We start from the raw sequence: 25,988 nt of genomic DNA, 5'->3' as shown, positions 1-25,988 counted from the left end.
TGCTGAATGGTATAGCAAGGGACTGACCTTGATGCAGTAAGGCCGAACAGAATCAAGAAATGCGATTATCATGTTGTCATGCTATGGTTTCAACATATTTATGCATGACAGAGCGCAGGGCCTGCATGTGTTCGGAAGAAGGAGAACGAACAGTTGCGAGTAGGTATGGACGTCCCAGCTTGCTATAGGTGTTCGTCCCCAACCGATGGTATGGGAGCAGCTGTACATGGTGAAGATGACGCAGTCCCGCACAAAATCGTCCGATCTGTTTAAGCTCTTCCTCCGTATCATTGATTCCCGGGATGATGGGAACCCGGACGATCAACCGGAATGGTTTTTCCACCTGGTTGGTCTGCAATAAGTTTTCCAGGATTGTCTGATTGTCAACGCCGCAGTATTGTTTATGCTGCTTCCGGTTAAAAAGCTTGATATCGACAAATGCGGTATTCACATAGGGCAGAATAGGCTGAATGACCGCCCAGGGCGCAAAGAACGAGGTTTCAATCGCGGTATTGATGCATTCTTGCCACGATGCCTGGAGCAGGGCCAATGTGAAGCCCGGTTGAGCTAAGATCTCGCCGCCGGACAATGTCATACCGCCTTTAGAGTGGAAGAAAAAAGCGGTATCTTTCCGGACTTCTTTCATAACCCCTTCCACGGTCATAATCCTGCCATAGGTATTTTGTTCCGCATACTCAATTGGGAAGGCTTGACTTTCCGGGGTGGAGCACCATTGGCAACGTAACGGGCATCCCTTCAGAAAAACAACGGTGCGAAAACCGTCGCCATCATAAATCGAGCTGCGCTCAATTCGCAGCACGATGCCGGAAAGCTCTTCCTTTTCGTTCGTTTCTCTACTTTTATTTTCGTCGCAAATAGCTGCTCCTCCTTAGCGGCAATAACTGAAATAATGGTGTTGCTGTTGCTGGCGCAAGCTTAATTTTTTAAGTTCCCAATCCAGGTACGGCCAATGATCTCATCCTGCACTTCCTTGCCAAGCTCTACGAAGAAAGCAGTGTACCCGGCCACCCGGATCAGCAGATCCCGGTGCTGGTCGGGATGCTGCTGGGCGTCCAGCAGGATCTCCCGGTCCACTACGTTGAACTGCGCGTGATATACATCCAGCGTGCACAGAGTCTTTAACAGGTTCATCATGTGAGCGAGGCCGGCCTCGCCCGCTAAAATGGCAGGCTCCAGCTTCATGTTGAGTTGGGTTCCCTGGGTGAAGCGGGCATGAGGGATGCGGCTGACGGATTTTAAGAGAGCCGTGGGACCGTTGACATCAGTACCGCCGGTGGCGCCAATGCCGTCGGTTAAAGGAGTCCAGGCGTAACGGCCGGAAGGCAGGGCACCGACCCAGGCACCGATGGGGGTGTTGCCGGATACGGGCAGCATACCGTTAGTCATCTTGCCGAACTTGGTATCGTACTTCTCGAACTGGTCGACGACGTAGGTAAACACCTCGCCTACGATCCAGTCGGCCCGCTCGTCGTCGTTACCGTATTTGGGTGCTGCCATACACATTTTCTGGATGTCTTCGTAGCCTGCGAAGTTGGTGGCCAGCGCCTGGCACAGGTCGGCCATGGACACCTTCTTTTCGTCGTATACCAGGTAGCGTACAGCGGCCAGCGAGTTGATAATGTCGGCCTGGCCGACGGTGATGACGCCGCCGCCGCAGTTGTATTTGGCGCCGCCCAGGCTGTAATCGGTGGCGCTTTCCAGGCAGCGGGGAAATGTCAGGGACAGGCAGGGCACAGGACGGTAGTTCATGCTCAGGTAGTCCAGCAGCTGGTTGCCGGAGACGATTACATCGACAAAGTAACGGATGTGGGCCTTGACCGCCGCGAAGAAGTCGTCGAAGGTCTTGAAGCTGGCAGGGTCGCCGGTGGAGACGGACACGCGCTTGCCGGTCTTGCGGCTGATGCCGTCGTTTAAAGCCATCTCGATGATGCCGCCCATGTTCATGTCGGCCATATCAGTGTACTGTTTCATCCGGCCGGACAGGTTGGTTTCCACACAGCCGCAGGGGGTCCAGTCCCAAGCCTCGCTCAGGGGCACGCCCTTGTTGAGCAGCATCCGGATGCCGGCATCGTCATGGTAGACTGCAGGCATCGTGAGACCCAGCCGGATGGACTCGACCGCTTTGCGCAGGAAGGCGTCGGGGTTCTTGGAGATGTTGTAGCGGACGGACAGGTTGGGCTCTTTGAACCGGACGTCCATAGTGGCCTGGATGACCTGGTAGGACAGGGGGTTGACCGCGTCATTGCCGAACTGGTCAATGCCGCCGGCGGTGACTTGGACGGTGATGCAGTAACCGGCGGCAAACTGGGCTGTGACCTCATCCTGGAACAGGCTCAACTCGGCAATCTTGATCCACAGGCAGTCTAAGAGCTCCTGGGCGTCAGCCTGGGTCATCACACCGTTCTCAATATCTGCCTTGTAGTAGGGATACAGATACTGGTCAATACGGCCCAGATTATAGGAGGAAGCGTTCTGCTCCATGTAAATGGCGTACTCATAGAACAGCACACTCTGTACAGCCTCATAGAAAGAGGTGGCAGGATACTCGGGCACACGGCGGCATACGGCGGCGATCTTCTCCAGCTCGGCCTTGCGGACAGGATCGGCGCACTTGGCGGCCATTTCCCCGGCCAGACGGACGTGGCGGTGGGCCAGGGTGACGATGCCTTCGCAGACGATGATCTCGGACTGCAGGAAGAACATCTTCTCCAGGTCACCCACCTGGGCGTCATCCAGCTTGGCCAAAGCGTCCTCCGCCTCCTTGCGGATGCCGGCGATACCCAGAGCTAAGAGCCGGTCCCAGCCGGGCGTAGTCTCGCCGTAGCCGCGGACGGCCTTGCGGTCGATGTAGATCATCCCATTGTCCCGCAGAGTTTCCATATCTGCAGGCGCCAGGGCGCGCCAGCGGTCCAGCACGCATTTGTTTTTCCAGTAATCGGAGACCTCTTCCTTGAAGATCTGCTTGCCGGCCTCACTGAGATAGAAGGGGTCGAACTTACGGGTGCTGATGGTGTCCAGTTCCCGGTCCAGAATGGAGCAGGAGCTGTCGGCACACAGGATGCCGCAGCGGGGCTTGAAGCCAGCGCCGCCCACCAGCAGCTCATGGTCCAAGATGTAGATGTTTTTTTTGCGGCACTGGTGGAGGAAGCCGGTTGCCTTCTGAATGATCCAGGGCTGGCCCTCGGTCTCCTTAAAGCCTTCGGTCAGATACTTGGCATTGTAGACATCCATGTCTACCCGGGTGTCCAGGTACTGTTTGCGCAGAGCTTCGATGCGCTGCATATAATTGCGTGCCATTGAAACAACCTCCTTTTTATTAATTGCTACCTTCCCCTTACGCCAACCTTCAGCACGTTCCGCAGGTAATCAATACTATCCAGGCAGGCCTGGAGTTCCTTTTCCCGGGCGACCTCGATCGAATCGCCGCCAATTTCATATTCAACTTCCATGGTAATGCGATCCAAGCGGGGTGCGTTATCTTTGAGGGTCTGTAAAATTTTGGCGCAATCGTAACTGCCTTTGCCAATGGCAACGCCAATGGAATGTGTGCCGTCCGGATTGATGATTATGGCATTGTCGCAGAAGTGACAGCAGAAAGCATAGGGTGCCATCTTTCTTATCGCTGCTTCCGGACCTTCTAACACGCAGAGGGAGTTAATCGTATCCACACAGGCCCCTACCTGTGGATGATTGATTTGCTCAATCAGCCAAATCACCTCGTCCGCATAGGTGTCACAATGGTTTTCGATAGCTATTCTGAGGCCGGTCTCTTCCAGCAAGGGGATATTGGCTTTAAATTCGCGATAGCGTTCGCTCAACTGGTACATGACGTCCGGGTGGCAGCAGCTGCCATACAAGGTTTGCGGGCGCTTAATGTCCAGGCTGAACTTAACTAAATCGGCACCGAAGGCCTGGGCGTTGAGCAGGGCATCCTTTACAGTCGAGTTAATACGCGGGTCGCAGGGGGCATGGAAAGACACATTGTACTCCAAATAAAGACCGTGCGCCTCGGCAGCGGCTTTTACCTCGGCCAGATGCTTGGGATCAAGGGTTACCAGGTCAACATTGGTGACATGCAAGCCATCCAGACCCCATTCGACAGCTAGATCCATCAGCTTCATCAGGTCAATCGTCTGGGTAAAGGCATAGTTATCCTGAAAGCCCCAACTCTCTCCCAGGCCGCTAAGATGCAGCGTATAGGTGTGCATGCCGAGTTGCATTTGCCTATCGTTGTTTTTGATCATGGGACACACGCTCCTTAATAATAAATTGTCTATTCTAGCGTTCCATAGCAGAACGTTTGAACCAATGCGGGCGGAAATGCTTGAATTTTGATGCATCCTATTTTGATAACATTGCGTATAACTATCGATATAAGGATAATCGTTGACGCAGCGTAAAGGTCAACACAATTTTTATAATTTTCTTTTAAATGCTTTATTCTCTCATGCTTCAGGGCTGCGAAGCAATGCGGTTGCGCAACCGACAGAGAATGGGGAATATTCTTGATATTAAGATAAGAGCAAAAATTATGCCAATAGTGGCCTGCCAGAAAAATTTTCAGCGCGAATCATGAAAAGATAGCTGTGGCCCTTGACGATCGTGTAGTGACCGGCTTTGTCCCACGCAATTGCAAAAGTCATACATAAGCAAGCTGCCTGCAAAATATTTTGCAGGCAGCCTGGACGATTTTTTTAAGAAACGCCACAGCCAGAGAAAAAATGATCCTTGCAACTACTGGCAATGTATTATAAGCTACTTATATAATATTGCAAAATATTTTGCACTTTTATATGCGTAGTGCAAAAATATAGGCAGTCTTTGGTTTGCATAACTGTTTATATAGCAAGGTAATATTTTAAAGTAGTTGGTGACGATCATGGAATACTGCGAAGCTATGGATATTCTTTCCTGCTGTGGGTTAGGCGCCGTTGTGGTGTCCGCAGACAATGCCATTGTGGAAATCAACAAGACCGGCGACCGTCTTTTGCATGGTGCTGGAAAACTGAAAGGCAAATCGCTCGAACTGATTGCCCCGTTCCTTTGCCTGGAGGACAGCGGCACATTTTATGTCAATATTGATTTCAACGCATACCTGTTGCCATGTCCGGCGCCGGTTTTGGCGGATCTTCCGCCGCAAACGCGGCTGATTGTTTTTCGTGATGCCACCAAGGACATCCGCCATGACATGCTGCTGAAGGTTTTCAACCAAATCAAGGAAGCAGTAATCCTGTGCGATGAATACAGCCGCATTTTGCTGCTTAACGACGCGGCGGCAAAGATGGACTCCCTGCTGCTGGCGAACGTTTCCGGCAAGCCGATTGCAAGCGTCTATCAAACGGCGAATGGCAGCTATCTCGCCGTGCCGCAGGTGATTGCCGAAAAGCGGCCGCTCTTAAACCTTCGCCAGCATTACACGACCTGTTACGGAAAAGCTGTGGATATCGTCTGCAATAATTACCCGATTATCGAGGGCGACCATACGCTTGGCGGTTTCAGCGTTATGGAGGACTGGTCTAAAATCGATGAACTGAACAAGCAGATTATAGATCTGCGCGGCAAATTACTGGCAAGGTCCACTTCTCCCAACCAAGCCAGCAATGCCCTGACGGCAAAATACCAGTTCAAGGATATCATTCATGCCAGTCCGGCGATGAACACCGTAGTGAGAAAATGTCAACAGATTGCCTGTTCCGATTCGTCTGTCATGATTTACGGAGAGACCGGGACCGGCAAGGAACTCTTAACGCAAAGTATCCATAATGCCAGCCGCCGCGCCGGTCGCCCGTTTCTGGCCATCAATTGCGCCGCCATTCCGGAGAATCTGTTGGAATCCTTGCTTTTCGGCACGGAAAAGGGTGCCTACACCGGCGCGGAACGCCGGGAAGGCCTGTTTGAGCAAGCAAACACCGGTACCTTGTTTCTGGATGAGATAAACTCGATGAACCTTGCGTTGCAAGCCAAACTGCTGCGCGTCCTGCAGGACGGCATGGTCCGCCGGGTCGGCGGCGCGGCGGAAACACATGTCGACGTCAGAGTGCTCTCCAATATCAATATTCCGCCTTACCGGGCGATCGAGGAAAACCGGCTGAGGCAGGATCTTTTCTACCGTTTGGGCGCCATCAACATCAACATTCCGCCCCTGCGCGCACGCCAAGAGGATATCCCCTTGCTGGCTAAGAGCTTTATTCGCGGCTTTAACCGCAAACTGCTGAAAAACGTCGGCGATGTTGACGCCGCTACATTGGAGATATTCTATGCCTATGATTGGCCCGGCAACATACGGGAGTTACAACACGCTATCGAGCACGCCATGAATATTTTACCTGATCACATAGCTGTAATCACGCCTGATTATATGCCGGAGCATATTTTAATCAAGGTAAACGGGGACGGGAATAACGTCAGTGTTGCCGACAAGTCTTCCTGGAGCAGTATCCTGCAGGAGGTCGAGTGCCGGGTCTTGCGCAAAGCCTTGCGGGAAAACGGCGGCAATATTTCTAAAACTGCCCGCGCCCTGGGTATGAGCCGGCAGAATCTGCAATACCGCATAAAAAAGAACGGTATGGACTTGAACGAGGTCCTGAAGGACGATCAATAAAAGAGGCGTGTCGCCTTGCGTTTTTAAAAAACGTGTTGCGACACGCCCTATCTTTTGTTAATTATTTTCCTAAAACTCGTACCCTTATAATTTGTATATGCTGTAAAACCTGGTGGTAAAGTGAAAATTTTAAAAAGTGGGAAAAGTTTAAAAAGTCTGTTGACTTTTACGCTGCGTCAAGGGTTATCCTTAATTCTAGCTTACGTACATTCTAGTTACGTAGGAAAATACAATGAGTAAGGAGTGGAGTTTAATGTCTAAGTCCCAGGTTGAGATCGGAAAAGGCCCATGGACCACCCTGGACGAAGTACCCTTAGGTAATTTTCATTGGCGGGTATTTGCCTGCTGCAGCGGATGCCCATTTTTGGATGGGTATGTTCTCGGAATCATTGCGATATCACTTTCTATTATGAGTACGCAAATCCCTATGTCTTTAACCATGTCCGGTTTAATTGGAATGGCAGTTCTTGCGGGTATGTTTGTTGGTAGTCTGTTCGGAGGCTACATCACCGATATCATCGGCCGCAAGAAGATGTTTTTTCTCGATTTTCTTTTTATTACGATTATATCGATCCTTCAGTTTTTTACTGTTGATCCGATGCAGATATTCGTTCTGCGCTTTCTATTAGGTGTTGGCTTAGGAGCGGATTACCCTATTGCCGGACCCTACATGTCGGAGTTCTCACCGAAAAAACATCGCGGTTCCTTAGTTGGAGCGCTTAATGCATTCTGGTATTTCGGTTACGCCTGTTCCTTTGTGGTAGGCTACTTTTTACTGCCCCTCGGAAATGAAACAAGCTGGCGATGGATGCTTGTAAGCAGTGCGGTCCCTGCATTCCTCTGGCTTTTAGCACGTTCTATTATGCCGGAATCTCCTCGTTGGCTGCTTAGCAAAGGCAGAGAAAAAGAGGCAAGCGATGTTCTCAAACTGATCGGCGATAATGTCATCCTGCCAGAGGAACAGGAGCCCGAGAAGAAAACCGCCTTTCTCGATATATTTCGACATGGGTATGGAAAATGGGTATTTTTCGTGGCAGCTTTCTGGTCGCTTCAAGTTCTGCCAACCTTTGGCATAGGAACCTATATCCCTATGATTATGGAAGGATTTGGTTTTGCCGAGGGAAATATGCAATACCTGGGAGCGGCAGTCATGAACGTTTTTTATCTTCTGGGGTTAATCCCTGTCTTTTTCCTTGTTGAATCCTGGGGGAGAAGACCTACTATTATATGGCCGTTTTTGATATCTGCCATCGCTTTATTCGTACTGGGTGCAACCTCCGGCATGCACATGTCATTTACTTTTGTCTTAGTCGTCTTTATCGTCTATGGAGCGTTTAATGTCGCGATGGGAGCTCATGACTGGATTTACCCAAATGAGCTTTTCCCATCCCATGTGCGGGGAACGGCAATGGGCTTTGTCACCGCGGTAACCCGTATCGTAGCTGCCGTTGGTACGTTTCTCTTCCCGACCATTATGGATAAATTTGGTTTGGCAGCTACGTTGCATATTTGTGGGGCATTATTCTTCCTGGGATTTTTACTTTGCTTAATCATGGCTCCGGAAACAAAAAATATGAATTTAGCAGATGCTGCTTCTCTGAACAAATCTAAACAATTCGAAGAAAAAGTAGCGGCTGATACAATTGGTAGTCGAACAGGAAATCTATGAGGCGTTGAGCATTAGGCGAAATATCATCCCGGTGCTTTATATCTATCCATAGGTACTGAGTCAGGCGGCTTTATCCAATGGCCGGAGAAACGCACCGCTAAAGGGGTTCCAACCTGGCCTCCATGAAAGAAATAACCGGTTCTAGCCAGTCACTGGCAAAGCTGGCAGAAGAACTGCAGACGGTGGTACGGCAATTTAAAATCTAGAGGAAGCGGCGAACATACATATGTCCCCGGCATAGCCGGGGACATATATTATAGACAAGTTCAGGTTTTTGATAGATCTAAAAAAGAGGAAAGCTTTATCCTTATGTCAGGGTTTTATTTTTACAGGGATTTGCATCTTCATCAGAACATTACTGCTTGTCGAATCAAACACGGATGAATCGGCTATTACTTCACCATAATATTTGCCGGCAATTTTATAATGGTTTGTTTCAATAAAATCGAATAGTTTTGTAATCCCTCTTACCTCTGAGCAGCTATTTCCCGCTGCCCATTTATCCAGTATGCAAACATATGTCCCGGCAGGCATCATTTCCTGTTCGCAATCAGACAGCTTTCCCTGGGCCAGTATGAAAGCCCCGCTGCAAATTAAAGAACGCTGCATTAAATCTTCCTGCTTGATGATGCAACCGACAGCGCCAAAATATGACGGTGGCAGCTTTCTTTTTTGCAAAGCGCTTTTGACAGAATGTAACGCTGTCTGCCAACAATTCCTGCTGATTTCGCCCTGAACGGCAAAATCATAAGGTTCGATATCAAAATAGAATATTTTCCGTTGGGGAAAATACTCAACATAAACCCGATCAAGTGTAGGTGGATTCTGGAAACTTTTGCAACTTGCCAGGTTTCTTTGGAGTGCGTTGCGAATCGCATTTAATTCGTTAATTTTTGTTTCGACCGTGTCGAGCTGTTCACAGAGCAACGCTTCAAAGGCGGACAAGTCATGGGCATCAAGCATGGTTTTTATCTGCTTTAAGGATAAGCCCATCGCTTTCATTTGAATAATGGTATCTAATCTTGCCGACTGACTGGGAGAGTAATAACGGTAGCCAGTAGTTTCGTCGACCTTTTGGGGGACAAGCAGTCCGACGTCATGATATAACCGCACTGTTCGCTCGGAAATATTGTGTTTCTTGGCTATTTGACCAATTGTCAGCATTTTTATTTACCAACCTTTCCATATTGTTAGTTAATATTAGTTACATGTTTTGTTTTGAAAAACAATTTATTTAAATAGAGAAGATTGAAAATATTCTGTCGAACCTTAGGCTGCGATCATAGTTTTTCTCATATTGTAGCTACAATGGTCACATTCATTATATCAAAATTTAAATTAAAAAGAAGGAGGAAAACAAATAAATTTTGCTATGGAGTGCTGCGTTTGGCTGAAAAGATAATGCAGCCTGCGAAGCCAGGCAACATCTGGGTTCACAGGCTGTGAAGCTTTCTGTTTTAGATAACTAATGATTACCGCATGGAATAAATAAAATGTGAGCCGGTTGGATGAAACTCAACATGACTGGCTCACATTTTTTAGGTATCCGGGATCAGCAACCGGAGAATAGTATTACTGGCGAGAAGCGGGAGAAAATCGGCCGCACCATTGTCCTGGCCCTGCCGCAGATGTTTTAGAATTGGACAGCAAGCTAAGGGGGATATTTGTGAATCTATATGTGCTCGGTTTTCAGGAGATTGATAAGACAAAGCTTATGGTAGTCGGCGGCAAAGGCGCCAACCTGGGAGAACTATCCAGAATTGAAGGGGTACAGGTACCGGAGGGTTTTTGCCTTACCACCGAAGCCTATACCAGAACAATCAGGCGAGCACCCGGGTTTGACGCGTTGCTTGATCAGCTATCACCGCTTAAGGTGGAGGAACAGGAAAGAATCAGTGAGATCAGCGGCAAGATTCGCCGTCTCATCGAAGGGATACCCATTGCTGGGGATATAGAGGCAGAGATCACGTGCTATCTGGCAAAGCTTGGTGAAGAACACGCCTATGCCGTGCGTTCCAGTGCCACGGCGGAAGATTTGCCAACAGCCTCTTTTGCCGGGCAGCAGGATACCTATTTGAACATCATCGGCAAAGCTGCCATTCTTGCGCATAGCAGCAAGTGTTGGGCGTCGCTGTTCACTGACCGCGCCGTAACCTACCGCATCCAAAATGGCTTTGACCACCGCCAGGTTTATTTGTCTGTCATTATCCAGCAGATGATTTTTCCGCAGGCAGCGGGGATACTATTTACGGCCGATCCTGTCACCTCCAACCGGAAAGTACTGTCTATCGACGCTAGTTTCGGCCTGGGCGAGGCGCTGGTGTCCGGTCTGGTGAATGCCGATATCTATAAGGTGCGGGACGGAAAGATTATCGATAAGAAGATATCCACCAAGAAAATCGCTATTTATGCCGTAAAAGCAGGCGGCACGGAACTGCGGGAGATCGAGCCTGAAAAACAAAATATGCAGACGCTGACAGATGAGCAGATTTTGCAGCTTGAGGGGATGGGCAGAAAGGTTGAGGCCTATTTCGGCCATCCACAAGACATTGAATGGTGCCTCAATGAAGATAATCTCTACATTGTCCAAAGCCGCCCCATTACGACCCTGTATCCTGTACCGGAGGCGAAAGATGGGAAAAACCACGTGTATTTTTCCTTCGGTCATCGGCAAATGATGACCGAAGCCATGAAGCCATTAGGTTACAGTTTTTTTCAGGACTTTTTTAAATTGATTTCCGGGTCGGCGATGATTGAAATCGGAGGCAGGTTATATATAGATATGTCCCGTGAACTCAGCTTACCGATAATCGGCAAGAATTTGGTTAAGAGCATCGACGTGGTGGATGTTCTGATGCAGAAGGCTGTTTACAATATTCTAAAACGGAAGGAGTTTATCAAAGGATTATCCCGGGAAAAGGGATTGAAGTTGGGGGTTGCAGTGTGGCTGCAATGGGGGATCGACACACTAAAAACCTATTTTAAGAATGACCACGTTATTGTGAAAAATCTGATGACTGATAATGAACTGGTGATGCACGACCTGGAGCAAAGGATTGCCAACGTATCTGGCGACGAATTATTCGATTTTATTTTTAAGAGTTATGAGGACATAAAGGACGCAATTTTTGCCGGCTACGGAGTGGTTTTCACAGGCGCCTATGCCAGTTCCTGGATCAATAAAAACATCCAGAAATGGCTGGGGGAAAAAAATGCAGCTGATCCCCTTGCGCAATCGGTGCCCGATAATGTGACTTCTGAAATGGGGTTGGAACTTTTGGACGTAGCGGATGATATCAGAAAGTATCCGGCAGTGATTGAGTATTTTGCGCAGGCCAGCGACGTTACGTTTTTTGCGGATTTGGCTAAACTGGAAGGCGGGAAAGCCGCCAGTGCTTCCCTGCGGGCCTACCTAAAAAAATACGGTATGCGTTGTTCCGCGGAAATTGATATAACCCGGCCGCGGTGGAATGAGAAGCCCACTATACTCATTCCAATGATTCTTAGCAATATCAAGACTTTCGAGCCTGGCGCCCACAGCAGGAAATTTGCACAGGGGCTGGAGGAAGCAGCGAGGAAGGAAGAGGATATTCTAAGCCGTTTGGAGCAACTGCCCGGCGGAAGGAGCAAAGTTCGAAAGACAAAGAAGATGATCCGTGTTTTGCGCAATTACGCTGGGTACAGGGAATATAGCAAGTATCTGCTTGTCCGGTATCTCTGGATTATCAAGCAAGCATTGCTGAAGGAAGCCGATAAACTTGTGCAAAAGGGAGTGATAAGAGAGCGAGAGGACATATATTATCTATCTTTCACGGAATTGAAGGAAACAGTCGGCACAAACCGGGTGGATTGCAGCATCATAGCAAAGAGAAAAGAGGACTATGAGGTTTTTAAGAAGCTGACACCTCCCCGGGTCATTACCTCTGAGGGTGAGATTATCGCCAGTGAATACGATACCGGCAACATTCCCCAAGGTGCCTTGGCCGGCGTGGCGGTTTCCTCCGGCATCATTGAGGGGCGGGCGCGGGTCATATTGAATATGGAGGATGCCAATATCGAAGCAGGCGATATTTTGGTCACTACCTTCACTGACCCCAGTTGGACACCGGTGTTTGTAGCGATTAAAGGTTTGGTGACAGAGGTAGGCGGCATGATGACCCATGGCGCCGTTGTTGCAAGGGAATACGGGCTACCGGCAGTAGTAAGCGTGGAGAATGCTACCCACCTGATTAAAGACGGGCAGCATATCCGGGTGAACGGAACGGAAGGGTATGTCGAAATTCTGAACGGAGGGTCTTCAGTATAAAATAACCACTCAACGCTCCCGCCCCGACGGCGATGCTGAACAAAACCCGAAAGCCTATAATGAGTTTTGGTATATTGCCGTCAATCCTATTTTTCTGACAGCTCCTGGATTAAATTATCCATAAATTCCATTTCGTTCTTGATCAATATCAGGGGATGCCAGTATAATGCCTGCATATTAACCGGCACTTGTTTTTTCTTAAATGCTTCCAGTTTTTGGTTAAGACCATCAGCAACTTCTGTCAAAAAACGCTTTCTTTGCTGCAGGGCGTCTAGAACTGCTGCTTTCGGCACATGAGGAATGGCGGCAAGGGCCAGATCGAATTTGAAATCCCGTTCTCGTGTTGAAGACAGAGCCTCCAGCGTCTCCTGCTGCAAAATAGCTTTGCCTTCTTCGGTTATTTCAAATTTTCTCGGCACAGGGCCTCGGCCTTGCTTTTCAATGTCGATATAGGAATTCAGCAGCTTCCTTTTATATAACTTATTCAGACCGACATAAATCGAAGTCGTCCCGATATCGGCCCATTCCCGGTAGCCGCGATCCTTGATCAACTGGTTGATTTCATAGCCGGAAATTATTTCCCGGTCGTAAATAATCTGCAATAGAATAAATTCGCTATTCGACAGTTCCATGGGCATCCTTTCCAATCTATAATTATAATATATAATATTACACCCGAGTTATATTTTAATCAAGTAAAAAAGCGTTAACCCAATACCCTTTTTCGAAAACGCCACGATCCAGCCCCAACTCTTTTTTTCATAACGGTGCGTCAGGCCATACGGTGCACGATACGTGTCGGGCAGCAAGAGTGCCCGCCGGCAAGTGGCTGACAGCGCGTCAATCAGAACCAAATCAAACCGGCCATCCCTACGCTGTCCGCCGCCAGCGCCGCCAAAATCTCCTGCTGTAATAGCCGCCTGCCTAAGCTTGTTATGGACAGCTTCCATAATTTATAAGCCGTCATCTTAGTACACGTATACTGCCTTCACAATTATTTCATTAATTTGGTAATTTATGGGCTGACTTCTGTTTTGTTAAGAACATGTTAATTGTGGGTTAAGCTTTTTTTACAGATCTTGATTATTGGCAGGTAATGTTTTACACTGAGCACGGAAGAGGCCTTTGGTAGATAAAGGAAGATAGTTTTAATTAAATATTACACATCAGTAATATTTGTTATGGTGTAATGTTTTATATAATCCATCCTACATTTCCCAATGGCTGCCTCTGCATAAAATAAGAGGTTCTAACTTGGCGGAGACCGGTATCCAGGTTTTTTTCCTTCTTTCGGGTGTTTCGCGGATGCAATGTATTTTATGCGAAGGCGGTATTGGCCTAAGGACTCGATGTGAAGATTGTGCTTACTTATTGCTTTAATACTACGCATAAGTAATATTAAAGCAATTAAAATATTACTATGATGAATTGTAGGAGAATGCAATGAAACTCACAAATGTTGAATTCATCATTTTGCAAATTATGTATGAACGAGAGGAGGTTTCCGGGTATGAAATTAACCAGTGGCTAAAAGAACGGGGTTACCGGGAATGGGCCGATATCGGGACGACATCCATCTATGTGGGGTTGGCCAAATTAGGAAAAAAGCGGCTGGTCAGCTCGTATCTGAATACCGCCAAGTATGGCAGAGGTCCGCTGCCCAGAAAATTCTCCATCACCGATGCCGGTAAAAACTTGTTGAAGCAGGAGATCCTGGCAGCGCTGTCGTCGACAAGGGAAAGGGATTACCGGTTCGATTTAGCGTTTGCGGCCATCCCCTTGGTGGCTGCCGGAGAAGTCGTGGCGGCGCTGGAACAAAGAAAAATCTTTTTAAGGGAGGCAGCCGAACGCGTAAACCGGTTGTTCGCAGAGCAGGGCGGGCCGGCGCTGCCGTTCAATATGCAGGCGCTGTTCAAGCACCCACTGTTATATATCCAAAGTGAAATTGCCTTTATCGACAGCCTGATCCAGGAGTTATGACAGGGAGTTTTCCCGCCGGTGCCTCGCCTTGGGCGAAGCGCCGGCAGAATAAACAGCTTTGCGAAGAAAGGGGGTGAACAACATTGACTTTGCTGGTAAACAGCACCTATGGCAAATCCACGCTGCTATCCGTATTTCTGCATGTCCTGCTGCTTGCCGCGATCCTCGCCCTGCCGCCGGCCGTGCCGACCGAGCGGCCCCAGCAGTTGGCTGAGGTGGAAATTCTGCCTGTTCCGCCCCCGCCGGAGCCGCTCGTTACGCCCCGGCCAGAGGAAATAGCCCAGACGCCGCCACAGCCGGAAGAAACCAGAATGGAGACACCAAACCAGCCGCTGAGTCCTGAGCCGGCACTGGAAGCCGAGCCGGCGCCCCAGGCCGAGGCTTTGCCGGGAGAAGCGGCGCTGCCGAGTTCCGTGGGCCTGCGCTCCGGGAAAGGCACCGGGATACCGCGAGTGACCGGAATTCCACGCGTTAAAGCAAGCAACGGCGGCAGCGGCGGCAGCGGAGCCGTAGCGGCCACAGCCGTCTATGCGCCCAAGCCATCGTACCCGCCGGCGGCGAGAAAAGAGGGCTGGGAAGGAAGCGTCGTGCTGCAGATCCGCATCAACACCGACGGGACGGTCACCGTATTGTCCGTACTGGAAAGTGCCCGCGCGGACGCTAGTACGGCGGCCGTGGCGGCCGTATCGAACTGGCAGTATTCGCCGGACCGCAATGCCAGCGGCAGCCCGGTCAGCAGCGTCCGCAATGTCCGGGTCAATTTCGACCTGAAAGATGCCGTATAGGATTTCTTATGCAGCTGTTATTAACGGAAACGAAAGGAATGAGTTTGCATGCTAGAGATGTTAGTAAAAGGCGGCTGGATGATGCTGCCGTTGGCCTTATGTTCTCTGATCTCGCTGACGATTATCATTGAACGGTTCTTCTATTTTCGGCGGTTGCAGGTGCCGGACGCCGTAGAGGAGGTATTGGAACTGGTGCATAAAGGCAAACTGCGTGACAGCCAGGAACTGGCGGAAACATCGCATTTGCCGGTGCTGAAAGTCCTATCGGCGGGTATCGCCAATCCGGCTGATCCGGCCAAAGCGATGGAAGCGGCCGGAATTACCCAGTATGCGACCCTCCGGCAGGGCTTGCAGGCCTTAGACACCATCATCACGCTCTCGCCGCTCCTGGGCCTGCTAGGCACCATTATCGGGATGGTGGATTCTTTCCAGATCATGGCCACTGTAAGCGGCGGCGGGTCGCCGCACGCCGTAACCGGCGGGGTGGCGGAAGCCCTCATTGCCACCGCCACCGGCATTGGCGTCGCGGTAATCACCCTGGTCCCATATAACTACTTTCTAGCCCGCGTGGAGCGGGAAAGCGAAATCATGGAACAATATTCCACCCAGCTGGAAATGCTGCTGGTGAAACAGTAAGGAGGGGATGGGCATGAGAATCGCGCGTCAACCGCTGAAGAAGGCCCGGATCGAGATTATCCCGATGATCGACACCATGTTTTTTCTGCTAGTATTTTTTATGCTGGCCAGCCTTTCCATGATCCAGCAGCACGGCCTGCCGGTCAACCTGCCCCATGCGGCCAGCAGCCAGGATGAAATCAAGCAGGTGGTGACGCTGACCTTGACGCAGGACGGCAAACTGTACTATGAGCAAGAAGCGATTGGTTCGGCGGCGGAAATCCCGCCGCGGCTTACGGCGCTGCAAGGCAATGGCAAAAAGCCGTCGGTGGTGATCAACGCCGATAAAGGCGTGGAGCATGGCCGGGTGGTGGAAGTCTTAGACGCTACGCGTAAAAGCGGCGTCATTAGTGTAGCGGTCGCCGTAAGCCCGTCCTAAACAGATAAGCAATGAAAACAAAATGGCCCCAAGGGCAGGAAGGAAATGGGCATGATCAATTTTGTTAAGCAAAAAATAACCGGATTGCTGCTGGCTGGGCTGGTGTTACTGGGGGCTGCCGGGCTGGCTGCAGCTGCGCCAAATACGGTGCAGGCCGCGGCCGCCCCGGCGGTCGGCGTCGTCGACATCGGCCGCTTAGTCAATCAGCACCCGGACACAGCAAAGGCCAATGAAACCATCAAAAGCGAAGCCGAAGCAGCCCAAAAGGAATTCGACGCCAAAGCGGCCGGTCTGGGCGACCAGGAAAAGCAGGACCTGAGAATGGCGCTCCAGCAGCGGGTGGGACAAAAGCAGCAGGAACTATTGAAAGGCATCGCGGACAAGATTGACGCTGCCGTCAGGGAAGTGGCCAAGGCCAAAGGACTGACGGTCGTGGTGCAAAAAAGCAGCGTTGTCTATGGCGGCCTGGATATTACCGAAGACGTGCTGAAAAAGCTGCGCTAAGCCGCCGCAGAGGAAGAGGGTGATGAAAAGATGACCCTTCCGGAAAAAATTCAAACACTCATTCGACAGCTTGAACAGCTGGGCTATCAGCCCTGTCAAATCCAGCAAATCATTGAAGAAGCAGCCGGCACCATGTATTGGCAGCGGGTCACGCCTGCCAGCCAGCAAGAATTAGCCGAGGATCTGGAGCAGCATATCCGTTTTGCGGTTCGCTGCCGGAAAATCAAATTAGGAGGAACATCATGAACCAGGAACTATTCGCGGACGCCATCAGCGCCATCCATGTTACCGGCCATCTAGTCCGGATCGACCTCATAACATTGCAGCCGCAGCTTAAAAATGATAACGGCCAGCCGGTGGTCAACATCAATCGGCGCATCATTATGCCGCTGGCAGGATTTATCCAGTCGCTGGCCGTGCAGGACAACATTGTCAAGCAGTTGCTGGCAGCCGGCGTCATCAAGCAGGGCCCGGAGGAAGCGGCTGAACCCATGCCGCCCGGCGCAGGAGCACCGCTGCTCCGGGCCGTCAGCCGGGAAGCGGGCGCGGGGGAGCAGGCCGCCCCGGCGGCCACAGATGCCTGACCCCAAAATACCTGGAAGAGAGGATGGAGAGTATGGCACAGAACAAGTTGCCTTACAGCAAGAAATGTCTCGGTTTGGTGTTGGCATTGGCCACGGCCTGCTCGGTGTCGCCGGTCTTGGCGGCGCCGCCGGCGGAGGTAAGCCGGCCGCCCGGGGGGGATGCAGGTGGTATCCGGTACAGTGTGGAGCAGCCGCCGGTGAGCGGGCCGGAAACAAGCCGGGTTGAAATTGAAGTCGAGCGGGAAGAGCCGCCAGCCGGGCCGGAAGAGGAGGGCCTGCGGATTCATGTCAAGGCCTTCCGTATCACCGGCCAGGATATTTATAGCCAGGAAGAGCTGCAGGAACTGGTCCGGAATTCGGTGGGCAGGGATCTGACACTGGACGAACTGCAGGCCATCGCCCAGAAAATCGCCGAGCATTTCCGTAAGTCTGGATACATTGTGGCCAACGCCTACCTGCCGGCCCAGGACGTAGCCGAAGGCATCCTCGAGATCATCGTCGTGCCGGGCAAGTACGAAGGCATTGACATTCGCAATCAGTCGCGGCTGGACAGCAAAATCGTCGAGAACTGGCTGAGCGTCATCCAACCCGGTGATTATGTCAAAAAAGACGTGCTGGAGCGGGCGCTCCTTTTAATGAGCGACACCAGCGGGGTCAGCATTAAAGCCACGCTGGCGCCGGGCAAAAGCACCGGCACCACCACCCTCATTGTCGACATCACCGACAGCGGTGAAATCACAGGCACCTTTTCCCTAAACAACCATGGCAACTATTATACCGGCCAGGGGCGCGGCCGGGTGTCGGTGGACTTCAACAACCTTGGCGGCCAGGGAGATGTACTGAGCCTTGATGATACCTATTCGGGCGGCGGGCTGAACAATGCCGCCCTCCAGTATCTGTTGCCGGTTGGCAAAGACGGCGCCAGGCTGGGAGTGAGCTACTCCACCATGAACTATAAGCTGGGCAAAGAATTTAAAGCCCTGGAATTCGACGGCAAGTCCAAGGGGGCCGGCATCTTTGCCAGCTATCCCGTCATCCGCTCGCGTGACACGAATCTCTTCGCCCAAATCGGCTATGATGTACGCCGGCTGACTGATAACGGCTTTGGCATCAAAATGAGCGACAAACGGGATAATGTCTGGTCTATAGGCTTAAATGGGGCCAGCCGGGACGAAAGCGGCTTCAATATGTATGATCTGACCATTGCCACCGGCGATTTATCTTTTAAAGGCGGCCGGAGTATTTTTGGCGAGCCAGCCGAAGATATTGACCAAAGTACAGCCAAAACCGCCGGGAGGTACACCAAGATCAACCTGGGATTCAGCCGCCAGCAGCTTATGAGTGAGCGGCTGAGCTTTTTGTTCCGCGTGAGCGGACAAACTGCCAGCAAAAATTTGGATTCGTCCCAGAAACTGTATCTGGGCGGCGCGAACGCGGTCAGAGCCTATGCGGAAGGGGAAGCGTCCGGAGATCAGGGCTACCTTGTAACCGGCGAACTGCGCTGGAGTTTGCCGACGCGGTCGGTCCCATCACTGCAGCTGGCAGCGTTTATCGATCACGGCCGGGTCACAGTGCATAAGAAGCCCTGGAATGGCTCGGGCGACAACAGCCTCATCCTCAGTGGCGCCGGGCTTGGACTCATTGCCAACATTCATAAAGACTATACCGTACGGCTCGATTATGCCAAAAAAATCAGTGCCGAAACAGACACGGCAGCACCGGATAAGAGCGGTCGCTGGTGGCTCACAGGCACCCAATATTTTTAAAGGAGGGAATGGACATGCAGAGAAAATGGCGGCGCAGCTGGGAACAGAAAAAGACAAGCTACAGCATTGGCAGCAGCGTCATAAAAGCAGCGGCCAAATGTGTGCTGCCACCGCTCGTGGCGGCAGGCATCCTGCTCAGCACGGCCGGCCCGGCGTTTGCCCTGCCGACGAACACGGTCATCGTAAATGGCACAGCGACCATTACCCAGACGAATGATACGATGGACGTCAACCAGGGTTCGCGTAAACTGATTGTGAACTCAGATACCTTTGTCATCAACCCGAATGAAACCTTGAATCTGAACCAGGGTTTGCAGGATGTGGCCCTATGGAAAGTGACCGGCGGCGACCCATCGGCCATCTATGGGAATGTTAACGCCAGCGGCGGTCTGTTTTTAATTAACGAGGGCGGCACGCTGTTCAGCAAGGGATCACAGGTCAATGTAGGCAGTTTGGTGACCTCGAGTCTCAACATCGCCGACAGTGATTTTTTAGCCGGCAACTATAAATTTACCGGCAATGACAATAGCGGCGCGGTCGTCAATCAAGGTACGATCACCGCTAAGAATGGCGGCTATATTGCGCTGATGGGCCCACAGGTGAGAAATGAAGGCATCCTGGTAGCGCGGCAGGGTACGGTGGCGTTAGGAGCCGGTAAGGCGGTAACCCTTGATATGCACGGTGACGGTCTATTAAACCTGGCAGTGGACGCGGCGGCAGTCAATGCCAGCGCAGTTAATCATCAGCTGATTGCTGCCGACGGCGGCCGGGTAATCATGACCGCTCGGGCGGCCAAGGACCTGGTGGGTACGGTAGTCAACAACAGCGGGATTATCCAGGCGAGAAGCATTGAAAATAAAAACGGCGTCATTCGTCTTGATGGGGGCGCCCACGGTACAGTGGTAAACAGCGGCACGCTTGATGCCTCAGGCAAAGAAGCCGGGCGAAAAGGCGGCACGGTCAAGGTGCTGGGCGAAAATGTAGAGCTTGCCAACGGGACAAGCATTGATGTGTCCGGCGCTCAGGGCGGCGGCACAGCCTTAATCGGCGGCGATTACCAGGGCAAGGGCCCGGAACAGAATGCTAAGAACACCACGGTGGAGAACAATGTCAGTATTACCGCCGATGCCCTTGATTCCGGCAACGGCGGTAAAGTGATTGTCTGGGCCGATGATACCACCAAGTTCAACGGCCAGATCAGTGCCAGAGGCGGGGCCAATAGCGGCAACGGCGGCTTGGTCGAGACATCAGGGCACAAAACGCTGGCGCTTGGCGATGCAGCCCGGGTCAATACGCTGGCGCCGAAAGGCAAAACCGGCAATTGGCTCTTAGACCCGGAGGATTTCACCATCGGCACGGGTACAACCGGCGCCAACTACTGGAACTATATCGCACTGGGTAATGCTCTGAACAGCAGTGACATCACGGTGCAGACCGCTGCCACGGGCAGCGGCAACGGCGATATCAACGTCGGTGCCCGGATTGATTGGTCCAGCCCGACGACGCTGACCCTGTCCGCCCACCGCAACGTCAACGTCTACGCCGACATTGCGAGCAGCGGCGGGGCGGACGTGAAGCTGCGGGCCGATAACACCGGCGTCGGCACCGGCACCGTCCGCTTCACCGACGGCGCGGCCACCGGCCATGTGTTCACCGACGGCGCGGTAGCCATCTACTATAACCCGGCCGGCGGCTATAAAGGCAGCGACAAGACCACCTGGAGCGGCGGCACGGTAACCGGCCCTTACGGCGCCTATGTCAAGCAGGGCGACGGCGCCTCCCCTGCCAGCAAACTCAGCTCCTATATGCTGGTAAACAACGCGACCGATTTGCAGAACCTCAGCCAGCAGCTGGCCGGCATGTACGCCCTGGGCCGGGACATCGACGCCAGCGTCACCCGCACCTGGAGCGACGGCATGGGTGGCCGGGGCTTTACACCGATCGGCCCGGGCTACACCAGTGGCAGCAACCCCCAGGCGTTCACGGGGAGCTTGGACGGCGGCGGCCATACCATCGACAACCTGTATATCAATTACAGCCGGACTGCCGATGGCGGCGCGCGGTCGGTCGGGCTGTTCGGGATGCTCGGCGAGGGCGGCGTGGTCCGCAACCTGAGCCTGACCAATGTGGATATCACCGGCACCAACCTGGCCGCGACCAGCAGACCGCGGTCGCAGGCCAGCCGCGGCCGCAAAGCGGACTCGTTTAATGTGGGCGGCCTGGCGGGCCTGGCGGAATCGGCCCTCATCGACAATGTCTATGTGAGCGGCAAGGTGACCGGCATCAACGCCAACGCCGTGGGCGGCCTGGCCGGGATGGTGTACGAGGGCCGGCGGGGCAGCCAGGACAGCGTCCTCCATTCCGTCAGCGAGGCGGCGGTGACCGCCCGGGGCTTCAACAACGGCGGTTCGCCCGCCGGCGGCAAGTTTGAGGACGTGAACCTATCGCCGGGAGACGCCCCCGACGGTGTGGCGGCCGGCGGCCTGATCGGCCAACTGGTATACAACAGCGAGCTGAATACCCCCGATAAACCGGGGTACGAAGGCAAGCTGTTGGAGACTAGCACCGACACCAATTTTGTCCGCGACAGCTACAGCAGCGGGCCGGTTACGGTCGTCAATACCGGTAAGGACGGCGTCCAGCACTCGACGATCTACGCCGGCGGCCTGGTGGGGTTGAACCAGGGCGGCAGCATCGACCAGGCCTATAGCACCGGCGCGGTGACGGTTACCAGCACTGACCCCAAGTCCACCGTGCACGCCGGCGGTCTGGTAGGGGCGAGTACCGATTCCCTGAACACTTGGGACCACGGAGCCGAATGGGCCCCCGTGATTTTAGCCCGCTATAATGGGGAAACCATCTCCAACTCCTACAGCACCGGCAAGGTGAGCTACAGCGGCGAGCAGACCCATGTGGGTGGTTTTATCGGCAGCAACAGCGGCGCCATTACGAAAAGCTTCTGGGATACCGGCCGGTCCGGTCAAAGCCGGGGCATTGGCGCCAATACCGGCAAAAACACAGGTCTCACCGGCCTGACCACCGCCCAGATGGTGGCCCACAAGAGCAATTTTGCCGGCTGGGACTTTGACAACACCTGGTTTATGCTCGAAGGCTACACCACGCCTTTCCTGCGTTCGGAATACAGCACCAACATCCGGAATGCTCACCAGCTCCAGCTCATGGCCCTTAATCCTGCGGCCCACTACACGCTGGACACTGACCTTGACCTGCGCGGCTACCACATGGCGCCGGGCGTCGGCTTTGCCCCCATCAACAACTTCAGCGGCCGCTTCAACGGCCAGGGGAATACCATTAATTACCTGAATATCCATGATTACGCCACCGACGCCCTCGGCCTCTTCGGCACTGCGCTCAGCAGCGCGAAAATCCACGATGTTGCGCTGGCTAACGCTACGGTCACAGGCGGCGCCGGCAACGCTGCCGTCGGCATTCTGGCCGGCGACAACGCCGGCAGCATCTACAATGTCTTCACCGGCGGCACGGTCAGCGGAGACGGCAAGGTCGGCGGCGTTGTCGGCAATAACAGCGGCAGCATTGCTACCTCGTTCAGTGCTGCCAAAGTCAGCGGCGCCGGCAGTCTTGGCGGCCTCGTCGGCAACAACAGCGGTACGGTCGAGGAAAGTTATGTCGATGAAGCCGGCAGCGTCAACGGCGCAGGCGGCAGCACGCCGGTAACCGGCGCGAACAGCGGTACGGTTACCGCTCCCACCTATGACCTGGGTAACGGCAACTGGGTCAGCTTCGGTGCCAACAACCCGGTGCTGGCCTGGACGGTAACGCCGGACGGCCGGATCACCCTCTATACGGCCACCCAGCTGCAGGCGCTGCAGAACCATCTCAGCGGCCGGTACCGGCTGGGCGGCGACCTTGACCTGGCCGGCCTGGCCTGGAACCCCATCGGCACGGCGGCCGGCGCTTTTACCGGTGCGCTCGACGGCAATCACTACACGCTCAACAACCTGACTCTCGCCAATAACGGTGCCGGCGCCCTCGGCCTGTTCGGCTATACCCAAGGCGCGGCGCTCAGCAACCTGACCCTGATGAACGTCAACATCGCCGGGGGGGCGGCCAACCAATACGTCGGCGGCTTGGCGGGCTACGTTGACGGCGGCAGCATTGCGAACAGCGCGGTGAGCGGCATTGTCACGGCAACCGGCGCGGGCAGCTATGTGGGCGGTCTGGCCGGCTATAACAGCGGCAGCATTGCCGATGCCGGCAGCACGGCCACGGTAACCGCCAAGGGCGCGAACAGCCAGGCCGGTGGTCTGGCCGGCGCCAACGCCGGCGATATTGCCATGGCTTCCAATACCGGCGCAGTGACGGTCGTAGGCAAGGACAGCCAGGCCGGCGGCTTGGCCGGCGAAAATGCCGGCAGCATCGCCATGGCTTCCAATACCGGCGCGGTGACGGCCGCAGGCGACGGCAGCTCCGCCGGCGGCGTGGCCGGCGTGAACAGCGGCACCATCGGCAGCTATGACGGCACGGTGTACAATACCGGCGCGGTGACGACCAAAGGCGACGGCAGCTATGCCGGCGGCGTGGCCGGCCAAAATACCGCCACCGGCATCATCGGCGTCGACACCTGGGACCCCGCAACCGGCACGGCCTATAACACCGGCGCGGTGACGGCCACCGGGGCAGGCAGCCGCGTCGGCGGCGTGGCCGGCAACAATGCCGGCACCATCTCCCAGGCCTATGCGGCGGCCGTTGTTACCGCCAGGGGCGCAAGCAGCTACGCCGGCGGCATCGCCGGTTATAACAGCGGCAGCATCCTGAGCGCCTTCTTCGGACCGGCCGACAGCGGCCTGGTGGCCAAAGTCCGCAGCGACGGCGCAAACAGCAGCGTCGGCGGCATCGCCGGCTATAACAGCGGCACCATCGCCGATACCCTGAGCCTCGCCGCAGTCAGCAGCGGCGGCGCGGGCAGCAAGGTCGGCGGCCTGATCGGCGATAACGCCGGCGGCAGCCTCGACACCTCCTACACCCTGGGGGCGGTAACCGGCACGGCCGACAGCAGCGTCGGCGGCCTGATCGGCCGCAATGACGGCACGGTCGCCAACGCCGTCTGGAACCCTGACACCGCCTTTGCCCGCACCGACCCCCGCTACCTTAAAAAGCAAGGGGTGGGAACCGGCACGAACGCCGGCACGGCGCTGACTTACAGCCAGATGCTCCAGGGCAGCGCGGACTACTGGTCGGGCTGGTCGGACTTCGCCAACTGGTACACCTGGCAAGACGGCCTGTTTCCCGGCCTCTACTGGTCACCTACCTACATGCTCTACGGGCGGGTGCAGGACGGCGGCCCCGGGGTAACGGTGAATAAATACTATTATGACTGGGTCTCCCACAATATTCTCCCCTACACGACCGAGACCATCGGCGCCGACGGCCTGTTCTTGATGACGCAGGGGGGAATGACATACAATTCAAAACAATTTGGTAAACTGTCGTATACCGCGCTGCTCACTGTAGCGGGCCAGCCTTACAAGGCTAATTCCATCTATATGGTCAGCGAAGCCGGCTACCCCCAATTCTACGACTTGAAAAAAGATACCCTGATCGTAGCTTTGGAAGGAACATCCGATATGATTAAGGCAAACCTGCTTGACTTCAGAGGCGTATTTGACAGTCGATTCAAAAGCGGGGCGGTGGCAGCAGCCATCGCCGACAAGTACCCCGAGCTGATGTTTACCCTGGGACCGGTCTACCATCTTCCCGACGACTGGCATAGCCCCGGCAGCATCCATGGCAAAATTTATATGTATGACCTTGACGTCGCTGGCAATTTTGAGGCCAAAAACTTCGATTGGGCCCTAAGCGGTGTTACTGGTCGAACCGGTTATGCCGGAAATAACTTTATAAACGGCGGCAGTATCACCACCCATAAGACGGCGTATGCCGCCGGCGACATCACCATCGATAACAGCCAAAGACCGGTGACTGTTTTTTCAGCTGGCGGTAATCAAGTCGTTGCTGCTGGTTATACTCAGCAACTGATCAGCGCGGGCGGGGCGACCGCGAAGTTTGCCGCCGCCGGCGACATCACCCTCACCGATAACGGCAACATGGTGATCGGTATCGGCAGCGGGCCGCGGTTTATAGCCGGCGGCGACATCACCCTCACCGCGGGCGGACTATTTGTCAACTGGGGCGGCCCCGACGCCATCCAGGCCGGCGGCCGCTACCTTGTCTACGCACCGGATATGGTGCTGGCCTCCTGGCTGGAAGGGGCAGACCCCTCCATGCCTAACTATTGGGCGACATACAACAACCTCAACGAGTTGTTCTTCGGTACCCGCTACACGGACTATACCTATCAAACCGCCATGCAGCTTCTTCACCAGAACGACCAGTTGGTCTACGACACGCGCGGCGGCCTGGCCGGCTTCGTGCGGTGGGGCTACCAGGCCGGCGACTCCCTGCCGGCCGGCAGCGGTTTTGTCTACACGGCGGCCGATCCCCGCACCGCGGCCGGGATCGTTGAACGGCCCTGGCTGACGCCCGCCTACTTCGCGGCCCAGGACCGGCGGCAATGGGCCGCCGCCACGGCCCAGGCCGATAGTGCCGCCCGGCCGGGCCGGGCGGCGGACAGCGCCACTCCGGACGTCCGGGACGACATCCTGCAAGCTACTATTGTGGACGGCGGCGTGGCCCTGCCGGCTGATACGGACGATACGGACCAGGAGGAGGAGTAAGC

18 protein-coding genes are annotated in these 25,988 nt (G+C 53.9%); 12 read left to right on the top strand and 6 right to left on the bottom strand.

The features are described from left to right. Positions 1–76: 76 nt before the first annotated feature. The 3 genes from ACZ481_RS16040 to ACZ481_RS16030 all read right to left on the bottom strand — a co-directional run bounded on the left by ACZ481_RS16040 (position 77) and on the right by ACZ481_RS16030 (position 4,265). Positions 77–820, bottom strand: coding sequence for a glycyl-radical enzyme activating protein (locus tag ACZ481_RS16040; protein ID WP_464766357.1), 744 nt, complete (start codon positions 818–820; stop codon positions 77–79). Between the two features lie 116 nt (positions 821–936). Next, the gene (locus ACZ481_RS16035; protein ID WP_464766356.1) at positions 937–3,318 is read right to left on the bottom strand and encodes a glycyl radical protein; all 2,382 of its coding nucleotides are present in this window, start codon (positions 3,316–3,318) and stop codon (positions 937–939) included. Between the two features lie 26 nt (positions 3,319–3,344). Further along, positions 3,345–4,265, bottom strand: coding sequence for a sugar phosphate isomerase/epimerase family protein (locus tag ACZ481_RS16030; protein ID WP_464766355.1), 921 nt, complete (start codon positions 4,263–4,265; stop codon positions 3,345–3,347). A gap of 635 nt (positions 4,266–4,900) precedes the next feature. Here ACZ481_RS16030 and ACZ481_RS16025 point away from each other — a divergent pair. Both ACZ481_RS16025 and ACZ481_RS16020 read left to right on the top strand, forming a co-directional pair. Further along, entirely contained in the window at positions 4,901–6,622 is a 1,722-nt protein-coding gene (locus tag ACZ481_RS16025; RefSeq protein WP_464766354.1) for a sigma-54 interaction domain-containing protein, read from the top strand. Between the two features lie 253 nt (positions 6,623–6,875). Next, on the top strand, positions 6,876–8,291 hold the full coding sequence (locus ACZ481_RS16020) for an MFS transporter (protein ID WP_464766353.1): 1,416 nt from the start codon (positions 6,876–6,878) through the stop codon (positions 8,289–8,291). A 312-nt stretch (positions 8,292–8,603) separates the two neighbouring features. Here the strand turns inward: ACZ481_RS16020 and ACZ481_RS16015 are convergent, their stop codons facing one another. After that, the gene (locus tag ACZ481_RS16015; RefSeq protein ID WP_464766352.1) at positions 8,604–9,455 is read right to left on the bottom strand and encodes a MerR family transcriptional regulator; all 852 of its coding nucleotides are present in this window, start codon (positions 9,453–9,455) and stop codon (positions 8,604–8,606) included. A 502-nt stretch (positions 9,456–9,957) separates the two neighbouring features. On the opposite strand from ACZ481_RS16015, the gene ppsA reads away from it, so the two are divergent. Further along, entirely contained in the window at positions 9,958–12,597 is a 2,640-nt protein-coding gene (gene ppsA / locus ACZ481_RS16010) for a phosphoenolpyruvate synthase (RefSeq protein WP_464766351.1), read from the top strand. An 86-nt stretch (positions 12,598–12,683) separates the two neighbouring features. On the opposite strand, the gene ACZ481_RS16005 is transcribed toward ppsA, so the two are convergent. Further along, the gene (locus ACZ481_RS16005; RefSeq protein ID WP_464766350.1) at positions 12,684–13,229 is read right to left on the bottom strand and encodes a PadR family transcriptional regulator; all 546 of its coding nucleotides are present in this window, start codon (positions 13,227–13,229) and stop codon (positions 12,684–12,686) included. 48 nt (positions 13,230–13,277) lie between these two features. Continuing rightward, positions 13,278–13,547 carry a hypothetical protein gene (locus ACZ481_RS16000; protein ID WP_464766349.1) on the bottom strand — a complete coding sequence of 90 codons (270 nt, stop codon included), beginning with the start codon at positions 13,545–13,547 and terminating at the stop codon, positions 13,278–13,280. Between the two features lie 493 nt (positions 13,548–14,040). Here ACZ481_RS16000 and ACZ481_RS15995 point away from each other — a divergent pair, with 493 nt between their 5' ends. From ACZ481_RS15995 to ACZ481_RS15955, 9 genes are all read left to right on the top strand, one after another. Continuing rightward, positions 14,041–14,577, top strand: coding sequence for a PadR family transcriptional regulator (locus ACZ481_RS15995; protein ID WP_464766348.1), 537 nt, complete (start codon positions 14,041–14,043; stop codon positions 14,575–14,577). An 83-nt stretch (positions 14,578–14,660) separates the two neighbouring features. After that, positions 14,661–15,362 (top strand): TonB family protein, encoded by a 702-nt coding sequence (locus ACZ481_RS15990; RefSeq protein ID WP_464766347.1) that lies wholly within the window; start codon positions 14,661–14,663, stop codon positions 15,360–15,362. 48 nt (positions 15,363–15,410) lie between these two features. Beyond that, positions 15,411–15,998: a MotA/TolQ/ExbB proton channel family protein gene (locus ACZ481_RS15985; RefSeq protein WP_464766346.1), complete on the top strand. Its 588-nt coding sequence runs from the start codon at positions 15,411–15,413 to the stop codon at positions 15,996–15,998. A gap of 13 nt (positions 15,999–16,011) precedes the next feature. Next, on the top strand, positions 16,012–16,416 hold the full coding sequence (locus ACZ481_RS15980; RefSeq protein ID WP_464766345.1) for an ExbD/TolR family protein: 405 nt from the start codon (positions 16,012–16,014) through the stop codon (positions 16,414–16,416). Positions 16,417–16,467: 51 nt separating this feature from the next. Further along, on the top strand, positions 16,468–16,920 hold the full coding sequence (locus tag ACZ481_RS15975) for an OmpH/Skp family outer membrane protein (protein WP_464766344.1): 453 nt from the start codon (positions 16,468–16,470) through the stop codon (positions 16,918–16,920). A 30-nt stretch (positions 16,921–16,950) separates the two neighbouring features. Further along, the gene (locus ACZ481_RS15970) at positions 16,951–17,166 is read left to right on the top strand and encodes a hypothetical protein (RefSeq protein ID WP_464766343.1); all 216 of its coding nucleotides are present in this window, start codon (positions 16,951–16,953) and stop codon (positions 17,164–17,166) included. Further along, on the top strand, positions 17,163–17,504 hold the full coding sequence (locus ACZ481_RS15965) for a hypothetical protein (RefSeq protein WP_464766342.1): 342 nt from the start codon (positions 17,163–17,165) through the stop codon (positions 17,502–17,504). Before ACZ481_RS15970 ends, ACZ481_RS15965 begins: the two co-directional genes overlap by 4 nt. Positions 17,505–17,536: 32 nt before the next feature. Next, complete coding sequence (locus ACZ481_RS15960) at positions 17,537–19,270, top strand: ShlB/FhaC/HecB family hemolysin secretion/activation protein (RefSeq protein ID WP_464766341.1); 1,734 nt, start codon at positions 17,537–17,539, stop codon at positions 19,268–19,270. 14 nt (positions 19,271–19,284) lie between these two features. Continuing rightward, entirely contained in the window at positions 19,285–25,986 is a 6,702-nt protein-coding gene (locus ACZ481_RS15955; protein WP_464766340.1) for a two-partner secretion domain-containing protein, read from the top strand. The last annotated feature ends 2 nt before the right edge of the window (positions 25,987–25,988 follow it).

The sequence above is a fragment of the Sporomusa intestinalis genome, from assembly GCF_055383785.1.
The sequence above is the reverse complement of the archived record's forward strand: the minus strand, read 5'-3'. Positions and strand labels throughout refer to the sequence as shown.

Excerpts from the sequence above, each read along its gene's own strand:
- ACZ481_RS16035 (WP_464766356.1), bottom strand. The coding sequence starts at position 3,318 with ATGGCACGCAATTATATGCAGCGCATCGAAGCTCTGCGCAAACAGTAC.
- ACZ481_RS16030 (WP_464766355.1), bottom strand. The coding sequence starts at position 4,265 with ATGATCAAAAACAACGATAGGCAAATGCAACTCGGCATGCACACCTAT.
- ACZ481_RS16025 (WP_464766354.1), top strand. The coding sequence starts at position 4,901 with ATGGAATACTGCGAAGCTATGGATATTCTTTCCTGCTGTGGGTTAGGC.
- ACZ481_RS16020 (WP_464766353.1), top strand. The coding sequence starts at position 6,876 with ATGTCTAAGTCCCAGGTTGAGATCGGAAAAGGCCCATGGACCACCCTG.
- ACZ481_RS16015 (WP_464766352.1), bottom strand. The coding sequence starts at position 9,455 with ATGCTGACAATTGGTCAAATAGCCAAGAAACACAATATTTCCGAGCGA.
- ACZ481_RS16005 (WP_464766350.1), bottom strand. The coding sequence starts at position 13,229 with ATGGAACTGTCGAATAGCGAATTTATTCTATTGCAGATTATTTACGAC.
- ACZ481_RS16000 (WP_464766349.1), bottom strand. The coding sequence starts at position 13,547 with ATGGAAGCTGTCCATAACAAGCTTAGGCAGGCGGCTATTACAGCAGGA.
- ACZ481_RS15995 (WP_464766348.1), top strand. The coding sequence starts at position 14,041 with ATGAAACTCACAAATGTTGAATTCATCATTTTGCAAATTATGTATGAA.
- ACZ481_RS15985 (WP_464766346.1), top strand. The coding sequence starts at position 15,411 with ATGCTAGAGATGTTAGTAAAAGGCGGCTGGATGATGCTGCCGTTGGCC.
- ACZ481_RS15980 (WP_464766345.1), top strand. The coding sequence starts at position 16,012 with ATGAGAATCGCGCGTCAACCGCTGAAGAAGGCCCGGATCGAGATTATC.
- ACZ481_RS15975 (WP_464766344.1), top strand. The coding sequence starts at position 16,468 with ATGATCAATTTTGTTAAGCAAAAAATAACCGGATTGCTGCTGGCTGGG.
- ACZ481_RS15970 (WP_464766343.1), top strand. The coding sequence starts at position 16,951 with ATGACCCTTCCGGAAAAAATTCAAACACTCATTCGACAGCTTGAACAG.
- ACZ481_RS15965 (WP_464766342.1), top strand. The coding sequence starts at position 17,163 with ATGAACCAGGAACTATTCGCGGACGCCATCAGCGCCATCCATGTTACC.
- ACZ481_RS15960 (WP_464766341.1), top strand. The coding sequence starts at position 17,537 with ATGGCACAGAACAAGTTGCCTTACAGCAAGAAATGTCTCGGTTTGGTG.
- ACZ481_RS15955 (WP_464766340.1), top strand. The coding sequence starts at position 19,285 with ATGCAGAGAAAATGGCGGCGCAGCTGGGAACAGAAAAAGACAAGCTAC.